At 53.6% G+C, this 20,174-nt stretch carries 21 protein-coding genes and 1 other RNA gene; 10 read left to right on the top strand and 12 right to left on the bottom strand.

The window, feature by feature from the left end:
• Positions 1-18: 18 nt before the first annotated feature.
• The 7 genes from rnpB (at position 19) to AC2FAJ_RS13755 (ending at position 8,729) form a co-directional block, all read left to right on the top strand.
• Positions 19-395: RNase P RNA component class A (rnpB, locus tag AC2FAJ_RS13785), an RNA gene on the top strand.
• A gap of 688 nt (positions 396-1,083) precedes the next feature.
• A complete protein-coding gene (tdcA, locus tag AC2FAJ_RS13780; RefSeq protein ID WP_028014518.1) occupies positions 1,084-2,004 on the top strand; it encodes a transcriptional regulator TdcA in 921 nt (306 codons plus the stop codon).
• Between the two features lie 96 nt (positions 2,005-2,100).
• A complete protein-coding gene (gene tdcB / locus AC2FAJ_RS13775; protein WP_485454244.1) occupies positions 2,101-3,090 on the top strand; it encodes a bifunctional threonine ammonia-lyase/L-serine ammonia-lyase TdcB in 990 nt (329 codons plus the stop codon).
• A gap of 9 nt (positions 3,091-3,099) precedes the next feature.
• On the top strand, positions 3,100-4,431 hold the full coding sequence (tdcC, locus tag AC2FAJ_RS13770) for a threonine/serine transporter TdcC (protein WP_485454243.1): 1,332 nt from the start codon (positions 3,100-3,102) through the stop codon (positions 4,429-4,431).
• A 29-nt stretch (positions 4,432-4,460) separates the two neighbouring features.
• A complete protein-coding gene (gene tdcD / locus AC2FAJ_RS13765) occupies positions 4,461-5,669 on the top strand; it encodes a propionate kinase (protein ID WP_193357132.1) in 1,209 nt (402 codons plus the stop codon).
• Positions 5,670-5,684: 15 nt separating this feature from the next.
• Complete coding sequence (gene pflB / locus AC2FAJ_RS13760) at positions 5,685-7,979, top strand: formate C-acetyltransferase (RefSeq protein ID WP_319879492.1); 2,295 nt, start codon at positions 5,685-5,687, stop codon at positions 7,977-7,979.
• Between the two features lie 381 nt (positions 7,980-8,360).
• On the top strand, positions 8,361-8,729 hold the full coding sequence (locus tag AC2FAJ_RS13755; RefSeq protein WP_051486042.1) for a FlxA-like family protein: 369 nt from the start codon (positions 8,361-8,363) through the stop codon (positions 8,727-8,729).
• Between the two features lie 289 nt (positions 8,730-9,018).
• Here the strand turns inward: AC2FAJ_RS13755 and AC2FAJ_RS13750 are convergent, their stop codons facing one another.
• Positions 9,019-9,273 (bottom strand): hypothetical protein, encoded by a 255-nt coding sequence (locus AC2FAJ_RS13750; RefSeq protein WP_131728591.1) that lies wholly within the window; start codon positions 9,271-9,273, stop codon positions 9,019-9,021.
• Between the two features lie 189 nt (positions 9,274-9,462).
• Positions 9,463-9,906 (bottom strand): cupin domain-containing protein, encoded by a 444-nt coding sequence (locus AC2FAJ_RS13745; protein WP_041907948.1) that lies wholly within the window; start codon positions 9,904-9,906, stop codon positions 9,463-9,465.
• Between the two features lie 724 nt (positions 9,907-10,630).
• On the opposite strand from AC2FAJ_RS13745, the gene AC2FAJ_RS13740 reads away from it, so the two are divergent.
• Together AC2FAJ_RS13740 and AC2FAJ_RS13735 are read left to right on the top strand one after the other, a co-directional pair.
• Entirely contained in the window at positions 10,631-11,962 is a 1,332-nt protein-coding gene (locus tag AC2FAJ_RS13740; protein ID WP_319879495.1) for an SLC5/6 family protein, read from the top strand.
• Positions 11,963-11,982: 20 nt separating this feature from the next.
• The gene (locus AC2FAJ_RS13735) at positions 11,983-13,284 is read left to right on the top strand and encodes an L-cysteine desulfidase family protein (protein ID WP_485454242.1); all 1,302 of its coding nucleotides are present in this window, start codon (positions 11,983-11,985) and stop codon (positions 13,282-13,284) included.
• A 53-nt stretch (positions 13,285-13,337) separates the two neighbouring features.
• On the opposite strand, the gene AC2FAJ_RS13730 is transcribed toward AC2FAJ_RS13735, so the two are convergent.
• A complete protein-coding gene (locus tag AC2FAJ_RS13730; RefSeq protein ID WP_028014512.1) occupies positions 13,338-14,039 on the bottom strand; it encodes a pirin family protein in 702 nt (233 codons plus the stop codon).
• Positions 14,040-14,143: 104 nt separating this feature from the next.
• On the opposite strand from AC2FAJ_RS13730, the gene yhaJ reads away from it, so the two are divergent.
• Complete coding sequence (gene yhaJ / locus AC2FAJ_RS13725) at positions 14,144-15,046, top strand: DNA-binding transcriptional regulator YhaJ (protein ID WP_041907956.1); 903 nt, start codon at positions 14,144-14,146, stop codon at positions 15,044-15,046.
• A gap of 41 nt (positions 15,047-15,087) precedes the next feature.
• Here the strand turns inward: yhaJ and AC2FAJ_RS13720 are convergent, their stop codons facing one another.
• The 9 genes from AC2FAJ_RS13720 to yqjA form a co-directional block, all read right to left on the bottom strand.
• Positions 15,088-15,453 carry a DUF805 domain-containing protein gene (locus AC2FAJ_RS13720; RefSeq protein WP_485454241.1) on the bottom strand — a complete coding sequence of 122 codons (366 nt, stop codon included), beginning with the start codon at positions 15,451-15,453 and terminating at the stop codon, positions 15,088-15,090.
• Positions 15,454-15,558: 105 nt separating this feature from the next.
• Complete coding sequence (locus AC2FAJ_RS13715) at positions 15,559-16,545, bottom strand: glutathione S-transferase family protein (protein WP_163332897.1); 987 nt, start codon at positions 16,543-16,545, stop codon at positions 15,559-15,561.
• Between the two features lie 71 nt (positions 16,546-16,616).
• Positions 16,617-17,009 carry a DoxX family protein gene (locus AC2FAJ_RS13710; protein WP_014833394.1) on the bottom strand — a complete coding sequence of 131 codons (393 nt, stop codon included), beginning with the start codon at positions 17,007-17,009 and terminating at the stop codon, positions 16,617-16,619.
• A 241-nt stretch (positions 17,010-17,250) separates the two neighbouring features.
• Entirely contained in the window at positions 17,251-17,547 is a 297-nt protein-coding gene (locus tag AC2FAJ_RS13705) for a YqjK-like family protein (RefSeq protein ID WP_014885330.1), read from the bottom strand.
• Positions 17,544-17,942: a phage holin family protein gene (locus AC2FAJ_RS13700; protein ID WP_041907961.1), complete on the bottom strand. Its 399-nt coding sequence runs from the start codon at positions 17,940-17,942 to the stop codon at positions 17,544-17,546. Before AC2FAJ_RS13700 ends, AC2FAJ_RS13705 begins: the two co-directional genes overlap by 4 nt.
• Position 17,943: 1 nt before the next feature.
• On the bottom strand, positions 17,944-18,249 hold the full coding sequence (locus tag AC2FAJ_RS13695) for an ElaB/YgaM/YqjD family protein (protein WP_008503141.1): 306 nt from the start codon (positions 18,247-18,249) through the stop codon (positions 17,944-17,946).
• 29 nt (positions 18,250-18,278) lie between these two features.
• Complete coding sequence (locus tag AC2FAJ_RS13690; protein WP_028014508.1) at positions 18,279-18,647, bottom strand: DUF1090 domain-containing protein; 369 nt, start codon at positions 18,645-18,647, stop codon at positions 18,279-18,281.
• 143 nt (positions 18,648-18,790) lie between these two features.
• Positions 18,791-19,174 (bottom strand): EnvZ/OmpR regulon moderator MzrA, encoded by a 384-nt coding sequence (gene mzrA / locus AC2FAJ_RS13685; RefSeq protein WP_028014507.1) that lies wholly within the window; start codon positions 19,172-19,174, stop codon positions 18,791-18,793.
• Positions 19,175-19,176: 2 nt separating this feature from the next.
• Positions 19,177-19,839: a DedA family general envelope maintenance protein YqjA gene (gene yqjA / locus AC2FAJ_RS13680; protein ID WP_008503144.1), complete on the bottom strand. Its 663-nt coding sequence runs from the start codon at positions 19,837-19,839 to the stop codon at positions 19,177-19,179.
• Positions 19,840-20,174: the final 335 nt, after the last annotated feature.

Below are 20,174 nucleotides of genomic sequence, written 5' to 3'. Positions count from 1 at the left end.
CCCTCTATACTGCGCGCCGAAGCTGACCAGACAGTCGCCGCTTCGTCGTCGTCCCTTTCGGGGGAGACGGGCGGAGGGGAGGAAAGTCCGGGCTCCATAGGGCAGGGTGCCAGGTAACGCCTGGGGGGGAAACCCACGACCAGTGCAACAGAGAGCAAACCGCCGATGGCCCGCGCAAGCGGGATCAGGTAAGGGTGAAAGGGTGCGGTAAGAGCGCACCGCGCGGCTGGTAACAGTCCGTGGCACGGTAAACTCCACCCGGAGCAAGGCCAAATAGGGGTTCACATGGTACGGCCCGTACTGAACCCGGGTAGGCTGCTTGAGCCAGTGAGCGATTGCTGGCCTAGATGAATGACTGTCCACGACAGAACCCGGCTTATCGGTCAGCTTCAACTTCTTCCAGAACCCCGCTTCGGCGGGGTTTTTGCTTTTAGGGTTTCGTAGCCCAGGTATGCGCATCGCCACCCGGCAACTCGCACAAACGACATCAGTTCTCATATTTGCGACATTAAGCACATTTCACTGCATGACCCTTTCGGGCATCGCTATGCCTACCGCAAACGATCGTCATCACAAAATTTCACCCTAAAAAATGGTGAATTTACAGTATTGTTAATTTGTTGCGAATGTTAACTGAACGATCGCAAATATTTTCTTATTTGATATAAACATATTGAAATTAAAAACATTCAGGCTATGAATGTGTGACGTATTCCACTGTTTATAAAAAGCTGTCCAAAAATCCTCTGCAAAATTTGATAATTTGAAAGAATGTTTAAAAGGAATAACGGTTATTTATTGGCCTTTAATTGTCTGAAAGTTCGTCTTTATTGATTTATTTAACGCAGAGAAATTTATCAAGGTTATCGCCATAAAATAAATTTATTACTGCTGATTTTATTGATCGATATCAGCGTAATGGTGTGCTTTTAATTTTTTATGATATTGATTGTAAAGTGTTTTTTAGGTTCTTGTTGTGCCCGTAAAATGCGCGGGGAAGCAAATTGTGAGTAACAGCACATACCCCCTGAAACATTATTGGGTAGAATCCGCTGCGTCATAGGGAAATAAGCGCAGAATATTATGAATACTATTATTCTACCGAAAACTCAGCACCTCGTGGTATTTCAGGAAGTCATTAAAAGTGGCTCCATAGGTTCTGCCGCAAGACAACTAGGCCTGACGCAACCCGCCGTCAGCAAAATCATCAGCGACATCGAATCCTACTTCGGGGTGGAAGTGATGGTGCGTAAAAACACCGGCGTAAAACTCACTGCCGCTGGTCAGGTGCTGCTGTCATACGCTGAGTCGATCACCCGCGAAATGAAAAACATGGTGAGCGAGATTAACAGCCTCAGTTTTAGTACCGTTATGGACGTCTCCTTTGGTTATCCGTCGCTGATTGGCTTCACCTTCCTGTCTGAGATGATCAAAAAATTCAGGGAAGTGTTCCCGAAAGCACGCGTCTCCATGTATGAAGCGCAGCTCTCTTCATTCCTGCCCGCCATTCGCGACGGTCGGCTGGATTTTGCCATCGGCACGCTGAGCGACGGAATGTTGCTTCAGGATCTTCACGTTGAGCCACTGTTTGAATCTGAGTTTGTGCTGGTGGCGAGTAAATCACGAACGTGCACTGGCCCGACCAGACTGGCATCACTTACGCATGAGCAGTGGGTGATGCCGCAAACCGATATGGGCTACTACAACGAACTCCTGACCACCCTGCAAGACAACCACATCAGCATTGAAAACATCGTCCAGACCGATTCCGTCGTCACCATTTATAACCTTGTCCTGAATGCCGATTATCTGACGGTGATCCCCCGCGACATGATTGCGCCGTTCGGCTCGGACCAGTTTATCGTCCTGCCGGTGGAAGATGAATTACCCGTGGCGCGCTATGCCGCCGTGTGGTCGAAAAATTACAGTATTAAAAAATCGGCGTCAGTATTAGTTGAACTGGCAAAACAATATTCGTCGATGGATATCGATAAACGACGATAGAAATAATTAAGTTTTAAAACACCCGGAGCGACGCTTTTTAACGCTCTGATACCCTGACTTTGTCTGAAAACAATGAATTATTATAACGAGGATATTATGCACATTACTTACGATCTCCCGATGACCATTGAAGATATTCAGGACGCCAGAAAACGCCTGGCGGGAAAAATTTATAAAACCGGCATGCCGCGCTCAAATTATCTCAGCGAACGCTGTAAGGGTGAGATATTCCTGAAATTTGAAAATATGCAGCGTACCGGTTCGTTTAAAATACGCGGGGCGTTTAATAAGTTAAGTTCGTTGACGGATGCAGAAAAACGCAAAGGGGTAGTGGCCTGCTCCGCAGGAAACCACGCTCAGGGGGTGTCGCTCTCCTGCGCCATGCTCGGTATCGACGGCAAAGTGGTGATGCCGATGGGCGCGCCAAAATCCAAGGTCGCCGCTACCCGCGACTATTCGGCGGAAGTGGTGCTGCACGGCGAGAACTTTAACGACACCATCGCTAAGGTGAGCGAAATCGTCGAGATGGAGGGGCGCATATTTATTCCGCCTTATGACGATGCGAAAGTCATTGCCGGGCAGGGCACCATCGGCCTCGAAATTCTCGAAGATCTTTACGACGTGGATAACGTGATTGTCCCTATCGGCGGCGGCGGCTTAATTGCCGGTATTGCGACAGCAATTAAATCCATCAACCCGACAATCAATATTATCGGCGTACAGTCTGAAAACGTTCACGGCATGGCGGCTTCCTGGCAGGCCGGAGAAATAACCAACCATCGCGTTACCGGCACATTAGCCGACGGCTGCGACGTGTCTCGTCCGGGTAAATTAACCTTCGAAATTGTTCGTGAACTGGTCGATGACATTGTGCTGGTGAGCGAAGACGATATTCGCAACAGCATGATTGCCCTTATTCAGCGAAATAAAGTGGTGACGGAAGGTGCGGGCGCGCTGGCCTGCGCGGCGTTATTAAGCGGCAAGCTTGACCACTATATTCAGGGCCGTAAAACCGTCTGCATTATTTCCGGCGGCAATATCGATCTCTCCCGTGTTTCCCAAATTACCGGCTTCGTTGACGCATAAAGGTGACCTATGAGCAACACAGAAAGCATTATCGTTGGCCAGACAAAAACGTCCTCCTGGCGTAAGTCTGACACCACATGGACGCTCGGCCTGTTTGGTACCGCCATTGGCGCAGGCGTGCTGTTCTTCCCCATTCGCGCAGGCTTTGGCGGACTGATCCCCATCCTGCTGATGCTGGTTCTCGCCTTCCCGATTGCGTTTTACTGCCACCGCGCGCTGGCGCGCCTCTGTTTATCCGGCAGCAACGTCTCCGGCAACATCACCGAAACGGTGGAAGAGCACTTCGGGAAAACCGGTGGGGTGGTGATCACTTTCCTCTACTTCTTCGCCATTTGCCCGCTGCTGTGGATTTACGGCGTCACCATTACTAACACCTTTATGACCTTCTGGGAAAACCAGCTCCAGATGCCTGCGCTGAACCGCGGCGTGGTGGCGCTGTTCCTGCTGCTGCTGATGGCCTTTGTGATCTGGTTCGGGAAAGACCTGATGGTGAAGGTGATGAGCTACCTGGTGTTCCCGTTCATTGCCAGCCTGGTGCTGATTTCCCTGTCGCTGATCCCGTACTGGAACTCGGCGGTAATCGACCAGGTCAACCTGAGCGATATCGCCTTTACCGGTCATGACGGCATTCTGGTCACGGTGTGGCTGGGGATCTCCATCATGGTCTTCTCCTTTAACTTCTCGCCCATCGTCTCCTCGTTTGTAGTCTCCAAGCGCGAAGAGTACGAGCCGAAGTTCGGGAAAGAATTCACCGAGCAGAAATGTTCCAAAATCATCGGTCGCGCCAGCCTGCTGATGGTGGCGGTGGTGATGTTCTTCGCCTTTAGCTGCCTGTTTACGCTCTCTCCGCAGAACATGGCGGATGCCAAAGCGCAGAACATTCCGGTGCTCTCTTACCTGGCGAACCACTTTGCCTCGATGTCGGGCAGTAAATCCACGTTCGCCACGGTGCTGGAATACGGCGCCTCCATCATCGCGCTGGTCGCTATCTTTAAATCCTTCTTCGGCCACTACCTGGGCACGCTGGAGGGGCTGAATGGCCTGATCCTCAAGTTCGGCTACAAAGGCGATAAGAAGAGCGTCTCCGTCGGCAAACTGAACACCATCAGCATGATTTTCATCATGGGCTCCACCTGGATTGTGGCCTACGCCAACCCGAACATCCTCGACCTTATTGAAGCCATGGGGGCGCCAATTATCGCCTCTCTGCTGTGTCTGCTGCCGATGTACGCTATCCGCAAGGCGCCAGCGCTGGCGAAATACAAAGGCCGGACCGAGAACATCTTCGTGACCGTGGTCGGCCTGCTGACCATTCTGAATATCGTTTACAAACTGTTCTAACCCAAAGCTCAGGAAGAGCGGAGTAACACATGACTGAATTTCCGGTAGTACTGGTTATTAACTGCGGATCGTCCTCCGTTAAGTTTTCGGTGCTGGACGCAGCAGGCTGCGATGCCCTGCTGACGGGCATTGCGGACGGCATCAACACTGAAAAAGCCTTTATTTCCGTGAACGGGGGTGAGCCAGTCAGACTGGCTCACCAGGACTACGAAGGGGCGCTGGCCGCCATCGCCCTCGAGCTGGAGAAACGCGACCTGATGAGCAGCGTGGCCCTGATTGGCCACCGCATCGCTCACGGCGGCGATCTCTTCAGCGAGTCGACCCTCATCACGGAAGAGGTCATTGAGCAGATCCGCCTGGTTTCCCCGCTGGCGCCGCTGCATAACTACGCCAACCTGAGCGGCGTGCAAGCCGCAGAGCGCCTGTTCCCCGGCGTGCAGCAGGTGGCGGTATTTGACACCAGCTTCCATCAGACCATGGCGCCGCAGGCGTATCTGTACGGTCTGCCGTACCGCTATTTTGAAGAGCTGGGCGTGCGCCGCTACGGCTTCCACGGCACCTCTCACCGCTACGTGTCCGCGCAGGCGCACGCGCTCCTCGGGCTGTCCCCCGAGGACAGCGGCCTGGTGATTGCTCACCTCGGCAACGGGGCGTCCATCTGCGCGGTGCGCAACGGTAAAAGCGTCGATACCTCAATGGGGATGACGCCGCTGGAAGGGCTGGTGATGGGCACGCGCTGCGGCGACGTGGACTTCGGCGCAATGGCGTGGATTGCCCAGCAGACCGGCCAGTCGTTCGAGGATCTGGAGCGCGTGGTCAACAAAGAGTCCGGGTTGCTTGGCATCTCCGGTATCTCCTCCGATTTACGCGCGCTGGAGAAAGCCTGGCATGACGGCAATGACCGGGCGCAGCTGGCGATAAAGACCTTTGTCCACCGCATAGCGCGGCATATCGCCGGTCACGCCGCGTCTCTGCACCGTCTGGATGGCGTGATCTTCACTGGCGGCATCGGTGAAAACTCAACGCTGATCCGCGCGCTGGTGGCGGAACATCTGAAGGTGTTTGGCATCGCGCTCGACGAGGCGAAAAACGCTCTGCCGGGCAGCGCGGGTGCGCGCGTCATCTCCACCGAGTCGTCCCGCGTGACCTGCGCGGTTATCCCTACCAACGAAGAAAAAATGATCGCGCTGGACGCCCTCCGTCTTGGGAAGGTCACCCCGGCTGCGGCTTACGCCTGATAAAGCGAGAATCACATGAAAGTAACAATCGATACGGGCGTCGCGCCTTACAGCGACGCATGGGCCGGGTTTCGCGGTGAAGAATGGAAAAATGCCGTTAACGTCCGCGATTTTATTCAGCATAACTACACCCCTTATGAAGGCGATGAAGCTTTCCTCGCGCAGGCGACGCCAGCAACGACGGCGCTGTGGCAGAAGGTGATGGTCGGCATTCGCCAGGAGAATGCCACCCACGCCCCAGTGGATTTCGACACCAACATTGCCACCACCATTACCGCCCACGGACCGGGCTATATCGACCAGGATCTTGAGACGATCGTCGGCCTGCAAACCGACAAGCCGCTCAAGCGCGCCCTGCATCCGTACGGCGGGATCAATATGATCCGCAGCTCGTTCGAAGCCTACGGCCGCGAGATGGATCCGCAGTTCGAATACCTGTTTACCGACCTGCGTAAAACCCACAACCAGGGCGTGTTTGACGTTTACTCCCCGGAGATGATGCGCTGCCGTAAATCTGGCGTGCTGACCGGTCTGCCGGACGGCTACGGGCGCGGGCGCATTATCGGCGACTACCGCCGCGTGGCGCTGTACGGCATCAGCTATCTGGTGCGCGAGCGTGAACTGCAGTTTGCCGATCTGCAGGGGAGGCTGGAGCGCGGCGAAGATCTGGAGGCGACGATCCGCCTGCGCGAGGAACTGGCGGAGCATAAGCGTGCGTTGCTGCAGATCCAGCAGATGGCGGCGAACTATGGCTTTGATATTTCACGTCCGGCAATGAACGCGCAGGAAGCGGTGCAGTGGGTCTACTTTGCCTACCTTGCCGCAGTGAAATCCCAGAACGGCGGGGCGATGTCGCTGGGGCGCACGGCCTCGTTCCTTGATATCTACATTGAGCGCGACATGCAGGCAGGAAGGCTGAACGAGGTGCAGGCCCAGGAGCTGATCGACCACTTCATCATGAAGATCCGCATGGTGCGCTTCCTGCGCACGCCGGAGTTCGACACGCTCTTCTCCGGCGATCCGATCTGGGCCACGGAAGTGATCGGCGGCATGGGGCTGGATGGCCGTACGCTGGTGACAAAAAACAGCTTCCGCTACCTGCATACCCTGCACACCATGGGGCCCGCGCCGGAGCCGAACCTGACTATCCTCTGGTCTGAACAGCTGCCGATCGCGTTTAAGAAATACGCCGCGCAGGTGTCGATCGTCACCTCGTCGCTGCAGTATGAGAACGACGATCTTATGCGCGCCGACTTCAACAGCGACGACTACGCCATTGCCTGCTGCGTCAGCCCGATGGTGATCGGCAAGCAGATGCAGTTCTTTGGCGCACGCGCCAACCTTGCTAAAACGCTGCTGTACGCGATCAACGGCGGGGTGGACGAGAAGCTGAAGATCCAGGTCGGCCCGAAAACCGAGCCGCTGCTGGATGAGGTGCTGGATTACGACACCGTGATGGCGAGCCTCGATCACTTTATGGACTGGCTGGCGGTGCAGTACATCAGCGCGCTGAATCTCATTCACTACATGCATGATAAGTACAGTTACGAAGCCTCGCTGATGGCGCTGCACGATCGTGACGTCTATCGCACCATGGCCTGCGGCATTGCCGGGCTGTCGGTGGCGGCGGATTCCCTGTCGGCGATTAAGTACGCCACGGTGAAACCAGTGCGCGACCACAACGGCCTGGCGGTGGACTTCGTCATCGAAGGGGACTATCCGCAGTACGGTAATAATGACGATCGCGTGGACAGCATCGCCTGCGACCTGGTGGAGCGATTTATGAAGAAGATCCAGGCGCTGCCGACGTATCGCAACGCGGTGCCGACTCAGTCGATCCTGACTATCACCTCCAACGTGGTCTACGGCCAGAAAACGGGCAACACGCCGGACGGACGCCGCGGCGGTACGCCGTTTGCGCCTGGCGCCAACCCGATGCACGGTCGCGACAGGAAAGGGGCGGTGGCTTCGCTAACGTCGGTCGCCAAGCTGCCGTTTACCTACGCCAAAGACGGGATTTCCTATACCTTCTCCATTGTGCCGCAGGCGCTGGGCAAGGATGAACTGGTGCGCAAAACCAACCTGGTGGGGCTGCTGGATGGGTACTTCCATCACGAAGCGTCTATTGAGGGCGGGCAGCACCTGAACGTCAACGTCATGAACCGGGAGATGCTGCTGGATGCCATTGCCCATCCGGAGAGCTACCCGAACCTGACAATTCGCGTATCCGGCTATGCGGTACGGTTTAACGCTCTGACGCGCGAGCAGCAGCAGGACGTGATTTCGAGGACGTTTACGCAGGCAATCTGACGACATTCAGGTCTCATGCCCCCTCAGCGCAGGGGGCATTTTTTTGCCCGCTAAACATACAAAATTGTTTATGTAATTACTCACACATATTCATCCAGTCTTGAAAAACGGGAGCGCCACGGATTTAACAGGCACCTCAGCGTCATCTAAGAAGACTTAAACAGGGGAACCCATACCCATGAGCAGTGAGCGTTTACCTGCAAGCGTCGGTATGGTTCGAGCGACAAGCTGCCTCTGGCTGAATATAAAAAATCAAATTAATCTACAAAACATTTAAAATCGCTTCGGTACAAGGAGCAATAGAATTATTTATGATGTTGTCGTTGTTGCCGATGTAATTCAGAAACGACCACCACTCTTTTCTAAGGTAAAGGAGAACTTATGACGGCGATCTCAAATGGACAACAACTTAGGCAGGCCATACACGCTGAAGCCAGCCCGGGCAGGAACAATTCAGCATCAAAAATCAAGCAGGTAGAGGCCCAGATCGAGGCCTTAACAAAAGAAATCCAGAATTATGTTGAAGGTATTGCAAGTGGTGAGATAGATGAGACTCCTGAAGAAAAAGAACGCAGAATGGCAGAGCTTAGTCAGCAGCTAGCACATCTTTATGAACAGCTTGGCCAGCTCCAGAGACAACAAGTTGAAGAAGCACAGCAGAAAAAAGCAGAATCTACACCAAAACAAAACGGAGAAGAACAGATAGATCACATCAAGAAGATAACCCGTTATATTGATGTATATATCTAAATTGGTTCTTTTGGCCGGTTTTCGTCATACTTAAGGTTTGATATCATTTTTATACATGCTGGCACTATTGAGTCGCCAGCTTTATCCGGGAGGTAATGCATCGATGACTCATCGTTACAGGATTGCTCTGATATGGGGACTGGTTTGTTTTTCATTACTTTATCGTGCATTTCCCTCAGAGATCTTTTTGTCATTAAAAGTATTGCAGCAATGGCAAATCCCTGTCTGGGAGCAAATAGTACACTATTCCATGGGAATTCTTCCCGCGTTGACTCCACTATTATATTTTTTATTCCTGACTCATCGGGGCAAATTCACTAAAGGTCATGCTTTCATGATGCCCCTCATCGCGTGGATTGCTTTTCGTTTTGCTCTGATTTGCGTTCTTTGGCTTATTACGTTCAAAATAAGCAAGCCCCCCCTCTATTCTGAAGGATTCATGGATATTGTGAGCACTCAGATCGTCAGAATGTTCTGGAATGCGAATGTCCTGGATTCTGCTCTGGTCATTCTTGTTTGTAGTTACGCTTTTTGGCGTGAGCATAATTTGTGGCTGCGAATTAACAATACAGCCAGATAAATCTCATTAATTGATAGTAATTTTGTATGGCCATTGCATGGCGTCAAGTCCGAATCAACAGCCCCCACGTCACTTCCGGTACAAGTAAGTGCAAGTGAGGGACTGTTTTCTTCTCGTCATGTCGGAAGAAATGGGCGATTTAAAAGACAGAATTTATTTAACGGGCTTTGACAGTGGAAGCCCTTTTTTCCCGGCATAGAATACCACCAGCGTGGCTCCTTCCGGACCTGTGTAGCCCCTGTGTGCACTATCAACCATCTCTGGTAGCACCTCTCCCGCCTGCAGAGTACGGGTTTTACCCGTTGCCTGTTTTTCAACGGTTAAAGCGCCTTTTTCTACATAGGCGGCGTTCGGCATGGGATGTTCATGCCAGTCAAGACTTGTATTCGGCGAAATAGTGATTTTCAGCACAGAAAGCTGCGGTGTACCTGCTGGATAAGGCGCGTATTCCACTCCATCCCAGGACTTCTCGGTCTCCAGTAACGTTTCGATGCTAATCCCATCAGAATTATGACTGCTGTGAGCATAAGATGCCACTGGTGAAATAATAAAAGATAATACACAAAGAACAGATGCGTGAACGTAAGATCTTTTCATAGGAATTTCCTTTACAATTATCATGTTTAAGCTTGTGCGTAAATATCAAAATTTATTCATCTAACATCAACAATATGTTTGAAATGCAGACGGAAACATTGTAGTTATGAAAAAATAAACAGCAAGAGTATTTACATATTTTAATAAGCTTAATGCTTGTATTTTAATGGTTATATTGTTTTGAATTGTGAAGGAATAAAAAATGGTGCCGCATTGATGATGTTTAATATTTTTTAATGATATTTAATTTATAAAGTATCATATGGTTGTCATATTTTTTATCCTCAGGGCACTAATGCCGAGGATATAAAATCGGCGCAGCTCACGTAGCTCAATCTGACTGGACTGACACCGCCGACACGCCATGGCGATTCACTTTAATCCATCGAATTGTTCATCGGTAGTATCCGGGAAATTCAAAAATAACTCTGATGTGGAGATGTTACGTACACCTTTATAAATTCTGATAAAGCGCCATTCCCAGGATAACTTAATTCTTTGAGCTGAATCACATTTGGGTTTTATTTTTAATATTTCCAAAATAAGGAGAAAATTTTTCTCTAAATGCAGAAAAGCCATATTAATTATGTGACTTTTTTCTCCCTCTCTCCGGATATGATCTTCCCACACCAATAACACACACCTGCACTCTCTGAATCGCAATCGCTGGCGATCGGAACCCTATAAAAACAACTGTTTACCCTACAAAATAAGCGAGTGCCCAATGAATATGGCAACAAACAGCAGTGTGATTGTGAATGATTCCCCTGCGGCAAGGCGGGCGGGAATGAGCGAAAGCGAGTGGCGAGAGGCGATCAAATTCGACAGCACCGACACGGGCTGGGTCATCATGAGTATCGGGATGGCTATCGGTGCGGGTATCGTTTTTCTTCCGGTGCAGGTTGGATTAATGGGCCTGTGGGTCTTTTTGCTCTCGTCGATAATTGGCTATCCGGCCATGTACCTCTTCCAGCGTTTATTTATTAATACGCTGGCGGAATCCCCGGAATGTAAAGACTACCCGAGCGTGATTAGCGGTTATTTAGGTAAAAACTGGGGCATCTTATTAGGTGCGCTCTATTTCGTGATGCTGGTCATCTGGATGTTTGTCTATTCCACGGCTATCACCAACGACAGCGCATCCTATTTGCACACCTTCGGGGTCACCGAGGGGTTGCTGTCGGAAAATCCCTTCTACGGCTTATTCCTGATCTGTATTGTGGTCGCCATCTCTTCGCGCGGTGAAAAGCTGCTGTTTAAAGTCTCCAGTCTGATGGTGCTGACCAAATTATTTGTGGTGGCGGCGCTGGGGCTTTCGATGATCGGCCTCTGGCATTTAGCCAACGTGGGCATGCTGCCGCCGATGGGCTTGCTGATAAAAAATGCCATTATTACGCTGCCCTTTACCTTAACCTCCATTCTGTTTATCCAGACATTAAGCCCGATGGTGATTTCCTATCGTTCACGGGAAAAATCCGTTGAGGTGGCGCGTCATAAGGCGCTGCGGGCGATGAATATCGCCTTTGGCATACTGTTTGTCACGGTCTTCTTCTACGCCGTCTCTTTCACCCTGGCGATGGGACACGAAGAAGCGGTGAAAGCCTACGAGCAGAACATTTCCGCCCTGGCGATTGCGGCGCAGTTTATCAGCGGCGACGGCGCGGGCTGGGTCAAAATCGTCAGCGTGATCCTCAATATTTTTGCCGTGATGACCGCCTTCTTCGGCGTCTATCTCGGCTTCCGCGAAGCCACGCAGGGGATCGTGATGAATATCCTGCGCCGTAAAATGCCGGCTGAACGTATTAATGAAAGCATCGTCCAGCGCGGGATCATGCTGTTCGCTATCCTGCTGGCCTGGAGCGCGATCGTGTTAAACGCGCCGGTACTGAGCTTCACCTCTATCTGTAGCCCCATCTTCGGCATGGTGGGCTGCCTGATCCCTGCGTGGCTGGTCTACAAGGTACCGGCGCTGCATAAATATAAGGGCGTATCGCTGGTGATTATTGTCATCACCGGGCTGCTGCTTTGTGTTTCTCCTTTCCTCGCATTTTCCTGAGGGCAAATAAGGTCGTAACGATGTCTGAGCAAACTCATCCTTTATGGAATCAATTTATTCGCGTAGTGCAGGAAGAAGTTAAGCCTGCGCTGGGGTGCACCGAGCCCGTTTCTCTGGCCCTTGCCTGTGCGATTGCCGCAGAGCAACTGCCTGGCGACGTCACGAAGATTGAGGCGTGGGTATCGCCGAATCTGATGAAGAATGGGCTTGGCGTAACGGTGCCGGGCACCGGCATGGTCGGGTTGCCCATTGCGGCGGCGCTGGGTGCCATCGGTGGCAATGCGCAGGCGGGGCTGGAGGTGCTGAAAGATGTCACCGCCGATGCGCTGGCGCGGGCCAAAGCAATGCTTAACGCCGGTCTGGTGCAGGTGAAATTGCAGGAGCCGTGCGATGAGATCCTCTATTCACGTGCCTGCGTCTACGCCGGTGAGTCCTCGGCCATGGTGACCATTGCGGGCGGACATACCCGCGTGGTGGAGGTGGTTTGTCACGGCGAAACGCGCTTCAGTCTTGACGAGCGGCAGGTCGAGGTAAGTAACGATCCGCTGGCGGTACTGTCGAACACCACGCTCTCGCAGATCCTGGAGTTTGTCGAACAGGTACCGTTCGAGGCGATCCGCTTTATCCTGGAAGCAGGGCAACTGAACGACGCGCTCTCTCGTGAAGGGCTTAGCGGGAAGTGGGGGCTACACATTGGCGCCACCCTCAATAAGCAGCGCGCACGCGGATGGATGGCGCAGGATCTGGGTTCAGACATCGTTATCCGCACCAGTGCGGCCTCGGATGCCCGCATGGGCGGTGCGACGCTGCCGGCGATGAGCAACTCGGGCTCCGGGAATCAGGGAATTACAGCCACCATGCCGGTTGTCGTGGTCGCTGAACATGTTCAGGCCGATGACGAACGGCTGGCGCGGGCGCTGATGCTCTCGCATCTGTCGGCTATCTACATTCATTACCAGCTTCCGCGTTTGTCCGCGCTGTGTGCGGCGACAACGGCCGGTATGGGGGCCGCCGCAGGGATGGCGTGGCTGATGGGCGGAAGCTATCAGACGATTGCAATGGCCATCGGCAGTATGATCGGTGACATCAGCGGGATGATCTGCGACGGGGCGTCTAACAGCTGCGCCATGAAAGTCTCGACCAGCGTCACCAGCGCCTGGAAAGCCGTGATGATGGCGCTGGATGAGTCGGGCGTGACGGGCAACGAGGGGATTGTAGCGCACGACGTGGAGCAGTCGATCGCGAACCTGTGCGCGCTGGCGTGCCGCTCAATGCAGGCAACGGACCGGCAGATTATTGAGATTATGGCGAGTAAGGTGTAGCGATTGGCATTCGTCCCTCTTCCCAAAGGGGAGAGGGACCGATCGAGCAACTCTTAAACCGGCAAATCAATCAGCAGCGCGCGCAGCGGCGTATCTGCCACCAGGGTGATATTCGCTTCGTCACGAATAAACGCCCCGTCGCCGCAGGTGAGCGCTTCTTTCTCTTCCGCGTGCGTTACCGCATGCACCGTACCGTGAATGGACTGCAAATAGGCGCGCGGACCGTGCAGCTGGAAGCTTGCCTGTTCACCTTTTTTCAGTTCGATATGGTGCAGCCATACCTGCTGTCGCAGCTGCAAGCTGTCCTTGCTGCCGTCAGGCGAGGCAATCAGCTGCTGTTTATCGCCCTTCAGATCTATTTTCTGCACCAGCGGGTTTTCTCGCTCAGGGCAGGCGTCGAGCCACAGCTGCATGCGCGTCAGCGTTTTGTCTTTGCTGAGGTTATGCTCGCTGTAGCTGATGCCCGGCTGCGTGGAAATTAACAACGCTTCGCCAGCCTTTGCCTGGACATGATTGCCCTCGCTATCGCGGTATTCTGCCTCGCCTTCCAGGATCAGGTTCAGGATATCGACTTTCGGATACGTACGCGGCTGGAAGGAGGCGCCTGGGGCGAGCACTTCCTGGTTCAACACGCGCAGTGAAGCGTAACCGAGGAGTTTAGGGTCAAAGTAGTGTCCAAAGGAAAAGGTGTAGCGGGCCTGCAGCCAACCGAAATCGGCTTGTCCGCACTGTTTCGCTGTTCTTGTCGTAATCATAAACTTGACCTCTCTTTACACTAAAACAATGGTAAAGGTATGGACGCTGCATTGTTAGCCAGATATTCTGCCTGGTATGTTCAAATTTCCTGAATGAGAACGAGATGGCTAAAGAGAGAGCATTGACGCTTGAGGCGCTTCGCGTCATGGACGCGATTGACCGGCGCGGCAGCTTTGCCGCGGCGGCAGATGAGCTGGGGCGCGTTCCGTCTGCGCTAAGCTACACCATGCAAAAACTGGAGGAAGAGCTGGACGTCGTGCTCTTCGATCGCTCCGGTCATCGAACAAAATTCACCAACGTGGGGCGGATGCTACTGGAGCGAGGTCGCGTGCTGCTGGAAGCGGCGGACAAGCTCACCACGGATGCCGAAGCGCTGGCGCGAGGTTGGGAAACCCACCTGACGTTAGTCACCGAAGCGCTGGTGCCGACCGAAGCGCTGTTCCCGCTGGTGGACCGCCTGGCGGCGAAGGCCAATACGCAGCTGTCGATCATCACCGAGGTGCTGGCCGGGGCGTGGGAGCGTCTGGAGACGGGCAGGGCGGATATCGTCATTGCGCCTGACATGCATTTCCGCTCATCGTCAGAAATCAACTCGCGCAAGCTCTACAGCGTCATGAACGTTTACGTCGCCGCGCCGGATCACCCGATTCACCAGGAGCCGGAGCCGCTCTCTGAAGTGACGCGCGTGAAGTACCGCGGCGTGGCGGTGGCGGATACCGCGCGCGAGCGTCCGGTGCTGACGGTTCAGCTGCTGGATAAACAGCCGCGTCTGACGGTCACGTCACTGGAAAACAAGCGGCAGGCGCTGCTGGCCGGTTTGGGCGTGGCGACGATGCCCTACCCGTTTGTCGAAAAAGATATTGCGGAAGGGCGACTGAGGGTGGTGAGCCCGGAGTATACCAGCGAAGTGGACATTATTATGGCGTGGCGCCGCGACAGCATGGGCGAAGCCAAATCGTGGTGCCTGCGCGAAATTCCAAAGCTGTTTGCGCATCACAACAAATAAGCGAGCAGGCCCGGTAAGCGTAAGCGCCACCGGGCAGTAATTTACGCGCCGATCTTAGGATCCGGACCAAAGCGGTTTTCGCCCGGCGTCCCGCTCTGGCAGTTGAAAATTAAAATCACGATCCAGCCGACAAGCGGGATCAACAGCAACAGCAGCCACCACGCCGAACGATCGGTGTCGTGGAGACGACGAAACAGCACGGCCCATGAAGGCAGCAAAACCAGCAAGCCATAAATCGTAGTGAGTACACCTTCACCGCCGTCGCGCTCCCAGCCGAGGATTTTATCCACGATGCCCAGCACCATAATCAGGACGAAGTTCACCAGAACGAACATCCAGTACTCTTTGCGGCGGGCGCGGCCACCAAATCCAACGTAGTTGCGCAGTACTTTTAAATACCAGTCCATTTTCCTTGCCTCTTAATCAGTCAATCACTTGTTTTCTAAGCGATCGAGGTAAGGATAGATGTATGCTGTGAATTAAAAAAGGGAATCAATTGATTCCCTAAATAATTATCCGAAACGCACGTCGCGCCCGTGCGGTTCATCCATATCCTGCCACGGGCCAATGGAGATAATACCCGTCGGGTTGATGGTCTTGTGGCTGCGGAAATAGTGGGTGCGAATATGGTCGAAGTCGACCGTCTCCGCGATGCCCGGCATCTGGTAGATGTCGCGCAGGAAACCATACAGGTTCAGGTAGTCGCTGATGCGGTGTTTATCGCACTTAAAGTGGGTGACATAGACCGGGTCAAAGCGAACCAGCGTGGTCCACAGGCGAATGTCCGCTTCCGTCAGGCGATCGCCCGTCAGGTAGCGATGCTGGCCCAGGATCTGCTCCAGGCGCTCCAGCGATTCAAACACCTTTCCGACCGCTTCGTCATAGGCTTCCTGGCTGGTGGCGAAACCGGCCTTATAGACACCGTTGTTGACGTTGTCGTAAATCCAGCTGTTCAGCTCGTCAATCTTATCGCGCAGTTCAACCGGGTAGTAATCCCCGGCGCGGGCGCCGTGCGCATCAAACGCGGTATTGAACATGCGGATGATTTCCGCGGACTCATTGCTGACGATCGTCTGGTTTTTCTTGTCCCACAGAACCGGCACGGTCACTCGCCCGGTGTAGTGCGGATCGGCGCGCAGATAGAGCTGGTACAGGAAATCGTGGTGATACAGTTCGTCGCCGGTTGCCGCAGGGAAATCACTGTCAAACGTCCAGCCGTTTTCCAGCATCAACGGATTGACGACTGAAACCGGAATGAAGGATTCGAGGCCTTTTAGCTTGCGCACGATCAGCGTGCGGTGGGCCCACGGGCAGGCGAGGGAAACATAAAGATGATAACGATCTTTCTCAGCCGCGAAGCCGCCTTCGCCGCTCGGGCCCGGCGCACCGTCGGCGGTCAGCCAGTTACGGAAGGCCGAAACAGAGCGCTTAAAGCGACCGCCGGTGGATTTGGTGTCATACCAGACATCCTGCCAGACGCCGTCTACGAGTTGTCCCATTTTTTCTCCTCCGTCAGATAGCAAAAGCGAGGAGATGTCTCCTCGCTTTGTGTTTATTCAGTATAGCGTGCTTACCATTTCTTATTCAGAACGCGGTCGATGCTGTATGCGCCTGGGCCGGTGATCGCCAGCAGCAGGAAGCCACCCGCGATGGTCAGGTTTTTCATGAACATCAGAGAGTTCACGCCTTCCGCAAAGTTGCTGTGGAAGATGAACGCCGTCAGCAGGGTGAAGCCTGCGGTAAACAGCGCTGTGGTGCGGGTCAGGAAGCCGAACAGAACCGCCAGGCCGCCGCCAAACTCAAGCAGAATGGTCAGCGGCAGCAGGAACCCCGGAACGCCCATGGCTTCCATATACTGCTGGGTACCCGCATATCCCGTGATTTTGCCCCAGCCTGCCACGATAAACAGAATAGGCATCAGAATACGCGCGACCAGTACACCAACATCTTCTAATTTTTTCATTTTACTCTCCAGGAAACCACATAAGCGGCTGAACATTATTTGTCTGCAATTCCGGGTAGATACCGCGGTTCTGCTGTCGATGGAGAGGAGTGTAAACGGGGCGGGTAGCAATTGTTAGCAAGGAAAACTGTCAATCTTCTTCAAAGATATTGAGTAAGGGCAGGTGCGCGCTGGTGCCCTCAGCCCACGGGGAGAAGGGCAAAAACAAAAAACGGTAACCTGAGTTACCGTTTTGCGTTTATCACCGCAGCTGTTGTTGCCGCAACGTTGCCTTGACCAGACGCCAGGCGCTCCAGGCACCAAAACCGCGTCGGGCCCAGCGGATGAGCATATTCGGATGACGAACCGTCCAGATAGCCATCACGCTGCTGCCGACCAGCGCCCACGAACGCAGGCTCAGGAAGGTATTCCAGCCTCGGTCAAACCGTCGCGTCGCGTCGATCCAGTCACGGCGGCTGGCAGACAGATCCAGCCGCTGCTGCTGGATCTGACTTAACAGGTACGCTTTTCGCTTCTGACGTTCCGCTTTATCGCTCACGGCTTGTCATCCTCCAGCAGGGCGCGATCGTTAGCCAGTTCCTGGCGCGTGTGGCGCAGGAAAGTGGACCTGCGCGCTTTACGCATCGTCCATATGCCGCCAATCAGCGCCGCGACCAGCAGAACGACGGTCGTGGCAATCATCGCGTTAAGTCGATACTGCGGGTCAATGGCCCAGATGATTAACACCATCAGGCTCATCAGACCAAACGCGGCGAAGAGCATGGTCAGCCCGAGCATCAGCAGCATCTGGAAGAGGTTCGCTTTCTCCTCTTCCAGTTCGACCACTGCCAGCCGGACGCGCGTTTCGGCAATCCCAACCAGCGTCGTTAAAATACGCTGGCCGATGCCGAGGACGTTATTAGCAGGCCCTTGTGCGTGACGAGGATCTTCCATATCAACGACGCGTCAGCAGGACACCCAGTACCACACCCACTGCGGCACCAATACCAACTCCCGTCCATGGATTGTCGCGCACATATTCATCTGCACGCGCAGCCGCTTCACGGGTCTGTTTCGCCAGTGCATCACCGGTTTCACCCAGGCGGTAGCGGCTCTCTTTCAGCGCCTGCTCCGCTTTACTGCGCAGCTTGCTTACTTCTTCTTTCGACTTATCGGCAGAGGAGTTCAGCACCTCTTCAAGGGTATCGGCCAGGGATTTCAGTTCAGCGCGCAGATGTTCAGACGTCGTATCTTTTGACATGATTCTCTCCTGTTGAGATTTCCGTTAACTCAATAATCGCGAGCTTCCAGCGCTTTCAGGTCGTCCTGCGCCTCTTTCAACTTCTTCTCGCGCTTAGCAATTTTTTCCGCATCCCCTTTCTCTTTCGCTTCCTGCAGGTCTTGACGGCGCTCGGCTATCTCGTCCTTCTGTTCAGCGATTTTCTTTTGGTGATCGGCACGCAGCTTGCTGTCTGAACAGTTCGCTTTCACTTCGCTCAGCGCTTTTTTGAGACCATCAACACGGTGCTGATTGTTATGCTTTTCGGCATAACCGATCTCACGCTGAATATCCTGTTCTTTCTCCTGACAGAGAGAGTTTGCGAAGGTCGTTGTGCTTAAAGAAAAAAGGGCCAGAGCCAGGGTCATGCGGAATTTCATTATCGAAACCTTCCATTGTGCTGCGGGGTTAGCCGCTATCCAAAATGATGCGGAGTACATTTGAGGGGTGCTCCGCGTACTTAAGCATAGTAAGTAAACGGGGGATTCACCAAAGTGAGTGAAAAGATTCGGAATCCAGGAAGTTATCCAAACCGATGCGACGTATCGCGAATCAATGATAACCACGCGGCTGGCGGGTTGTCATCTTCCTGCTGGGCAATGATATAGCCGTGCGGCAGCGTACGGTCAAGAACCGCTTTCGCGGCAGCGCTCTGCGCACGGGAATCAAACTTAATCAGTAAAACATCGTCCTGCGGGGTGATGCTTTTAAAGCGGATGCCGTTTGCATCCAGATGATGCCAGACAGAAAAACCGTCAGGCACACCGCCCCCCTGGTTTACCGGGCGAATGGCCAGCGTAGCGTCCTGATGTGAAAGCGTGTTCCAGGCCAGCAGTACGGCGCTGAGCATCACCAGTGCAATAAAGGCACAGGCAAAGCGGCGCATGGCGAGCGGTGAGATAACCATCGTTAACCTCGCGCTCCGTATTTTTTCTTCCACAGGACAACCAGCGAGCCGATCAGGCCGAAGACCAGCAGAACAACAGGCAGCAGCATCAGGCAGGACATCAGCTGATCTTCATATTTCATGAAGACCGGCGTCTTACCCAGCGCATAGCCCAGCGTCGTCAGGATCAGAACCCATAACAGGCCGCTCATCCAGTTGAAGAACTGGAAGCGTGCGCTGCTCAACCCGGACAGCCCGGCAATGGTGGGCAGCAGGGTGCGCACAAAGGCGATAAAGCGGCCAATCAGCAGCGCGGAAAGCCCATGCTTATGGAACAGGTGGTGTGCCCGCTGGTGATAGTGCGCAGGCAGATGGGAAAGCCAGTTCTGTACTATTCGGGTATTGCCCAGCCATCTTCCCTGGATATAGCTCACCCAGCAGCCAAGGCTGGCCGCGACGGTCAGTAATAAAATGGTTTGCGGGAACGCCATTGCGCCTTTGGCACACAGCACGCCGACAAGCACCAGCAAACTGTCACCCGGCAAGAAGGCTGCAGGCAGCAAACCATTCTCAAGGAACAGAATCATAAACAAGACAAAATAGAGCATGCCAATCATGGAAGGGTTGGCCAGCGTTTCAAAATCCTGCGCCCAAAGGGCATGCAGCAGTTGGGTCAAAAGTTCCATTCAGTGTTCCTGGAAATCGGTTAACGTCTCGCCTGTTATCCGGGACAAACAGCACGGCGACATTGTTGTGATTTCATTATGGTCGCTCGCGGACACATTGCGGTGTGGCCAACACTGTTCCCTGTTAATTGGCTGGTTAGCAAGCACTAACTTTCAAAATAACGAAGTGAATCCAATTGTAACAAAGCCCAACGTTCTGCGTCACAGAATTTGCAGGGTGAGGTGATTTTGGCGTAAGCCCTGAAAGTGAGCGAGGGATTTTACAAAGGCTGACACTATATATGTTTTGCTTACCCATTCAGCCGGGGAGGCGCAGCGAAGCGCCTGCCGGTAGA

Source organism: Enterobacter cloacae complex sp. 385G4 (assembly GCF_057320665.1).
This window is presented reverse-complemented; position numbering and strand designations above follow the sequence as displayed.

What these genes read in the sequence shown, in the direction of transcription:
- tdcA (WP_028014518.1), top strand. Translation starts at nt 1,084, where the DNA reads ATGAATACTATTATTCTACCGAAAACTCAGCACCTCGTGGTATTTCAG.
- tdcB (WP_485454244.1), top strand. Translation starts at nt 2,101, where the DNA reads ATGCACATTACTTACGATCTCCCGATGACCATTGAAGATATTCAGGAC.
- tdcC (WP_485454243.1), top strand. Translation starts at nt 3,100, where the DNA reads ATGAGCAACACAGAAAGCATTATCGTTGGCCAGACAAAAACGTCCTCC.
- tdcD (WP_193357132.1), top strand. Translation starts at nt 4,461, where the DNA reads ATGACTGAATTTCCGGTAGTACTGGTTATTAACTGCGGATCGTCCTCC.
- pflB (WP_319879492.1), top strand. Translation starts at nt 5,685, where the DNA reads ATGAAAGTAACAATCGATACGGGCGTCGCGCCTTACAGCGACGCATGG.
- AC2FAJ_RS13755 (WP_051486042.1), top strand. Translation starts at nt 8,361, where the DNA reads ATGACGGCGATCTCAAATGGACAACAACTTAGGCAGGCCATACACGCT.
- AC2FAJ_RS13750 (WP_131728591.1), bottom strand. Translation starts at nt 9,273, where the DNA reads ATGCTCACGCCAAAAAGCGTAACTACAAACAAGAATGACCAGAGCAGA.
- AC2FAJ_RS13745 (WP_041907948.1), bottom strand. Translation starts at nt 9,906, where the DNA reads ATGAAAAGATCTTACGTTCACGCATCTGTTCTTTGTGTATTATCTTTT.
- AC2FAJ_RS13740 (WP_319879495.1), top strand. Translation starts at nt 10,631, where the DNA reads ATGAATATGGCAACAAACAGCAGTGTGATTGTGAATGATTCCCCTGCG.
- AC2FAJ_RS13735 (WP_485454242.1), top strand. Translation starts at nt 11,983, where the DNA reads ATGTCTGAGCAAACTCATCCTTTATGGAATCAATTTATTCGCGTAGTG.
- AC2FAJ_RS13730 (WP_028014512.1), bottom strand. Translation starts at nt 14,039, where the DNA reads ATGATTACGACAAGAACAGCGAAACAGTGCGGACAAGCCGATTTCGGT.
- yhaJ (WP_041907956.1), top strand. Translation starts at nt 14,144, where the DNA reads ATGGCTAAAGAGAGAGCATTGACGCTTGAGGCGCTTCGCGTCATGGAC.
- AC2FAJ_RS13720 (WP_485454241.1), bottom strand. Translation starts at nt 15,453, where the DNA reads ATGGACTGGTATTTAAAAGTACTGCGCAACTACGTTGGATTTGGTGGC.
- AC2FAJ_RS13715 (WP_163332897.1), bottom strand. Translation starts at nt 16,545, where the DNA reads ATGGGACAACTCGTAGACGGCGTCTGGCAGGATGTCTGGTATGACACC.
- AC2FAJ_RS13710 (WP_014833394.1), bottom strand. Translation starts at nt 17,009, where the DNA reads ATGAAAAAATTAGAAGATGTTGGTGTACTGGTCGCGCGTATTCTGATG.
- AC2FAJ_RS13700 (WP_041907961.1), bottom strand. Translation starts at nt 17,942, where the DNA reads ATGGAAGATCCTCGTCACGCACAAGGGCCTGCTAATAACGTCCTCGGC.
- AC2FAJ_RS13695 (WP_008503141.1), bottom strand. Translation starts at nt 18,249, where the DNA reads ATGTCAAAAGATACGACGTCTGAACATCTGCGCGCTGAACTGAAATCC.
- AC2FAJ_RS13690 (WP_028014508.1), bottom strand. Translation starts at nt 18,647, where the DNA reads ATGAAATTCCGCATGACCCTGGCTCTGGCCCTTTTTTCTTTAAGCACA.
- mzrA (WP_028014507.1), bottom strand. Translation starts at nt 19,174, where the DNA reads ATGGTTATCTCACCGCTCGCCATGCGCCGCTTTGCCTGTGCCTTTATT.
- yqjA (WP_008503144.1), bottom strand. Translation starts at nt 19,839, where the DNA reads ATGGAACTTTTGACCCAACTGCTGCATGCCCTTTGGGCGCAGGATTTT.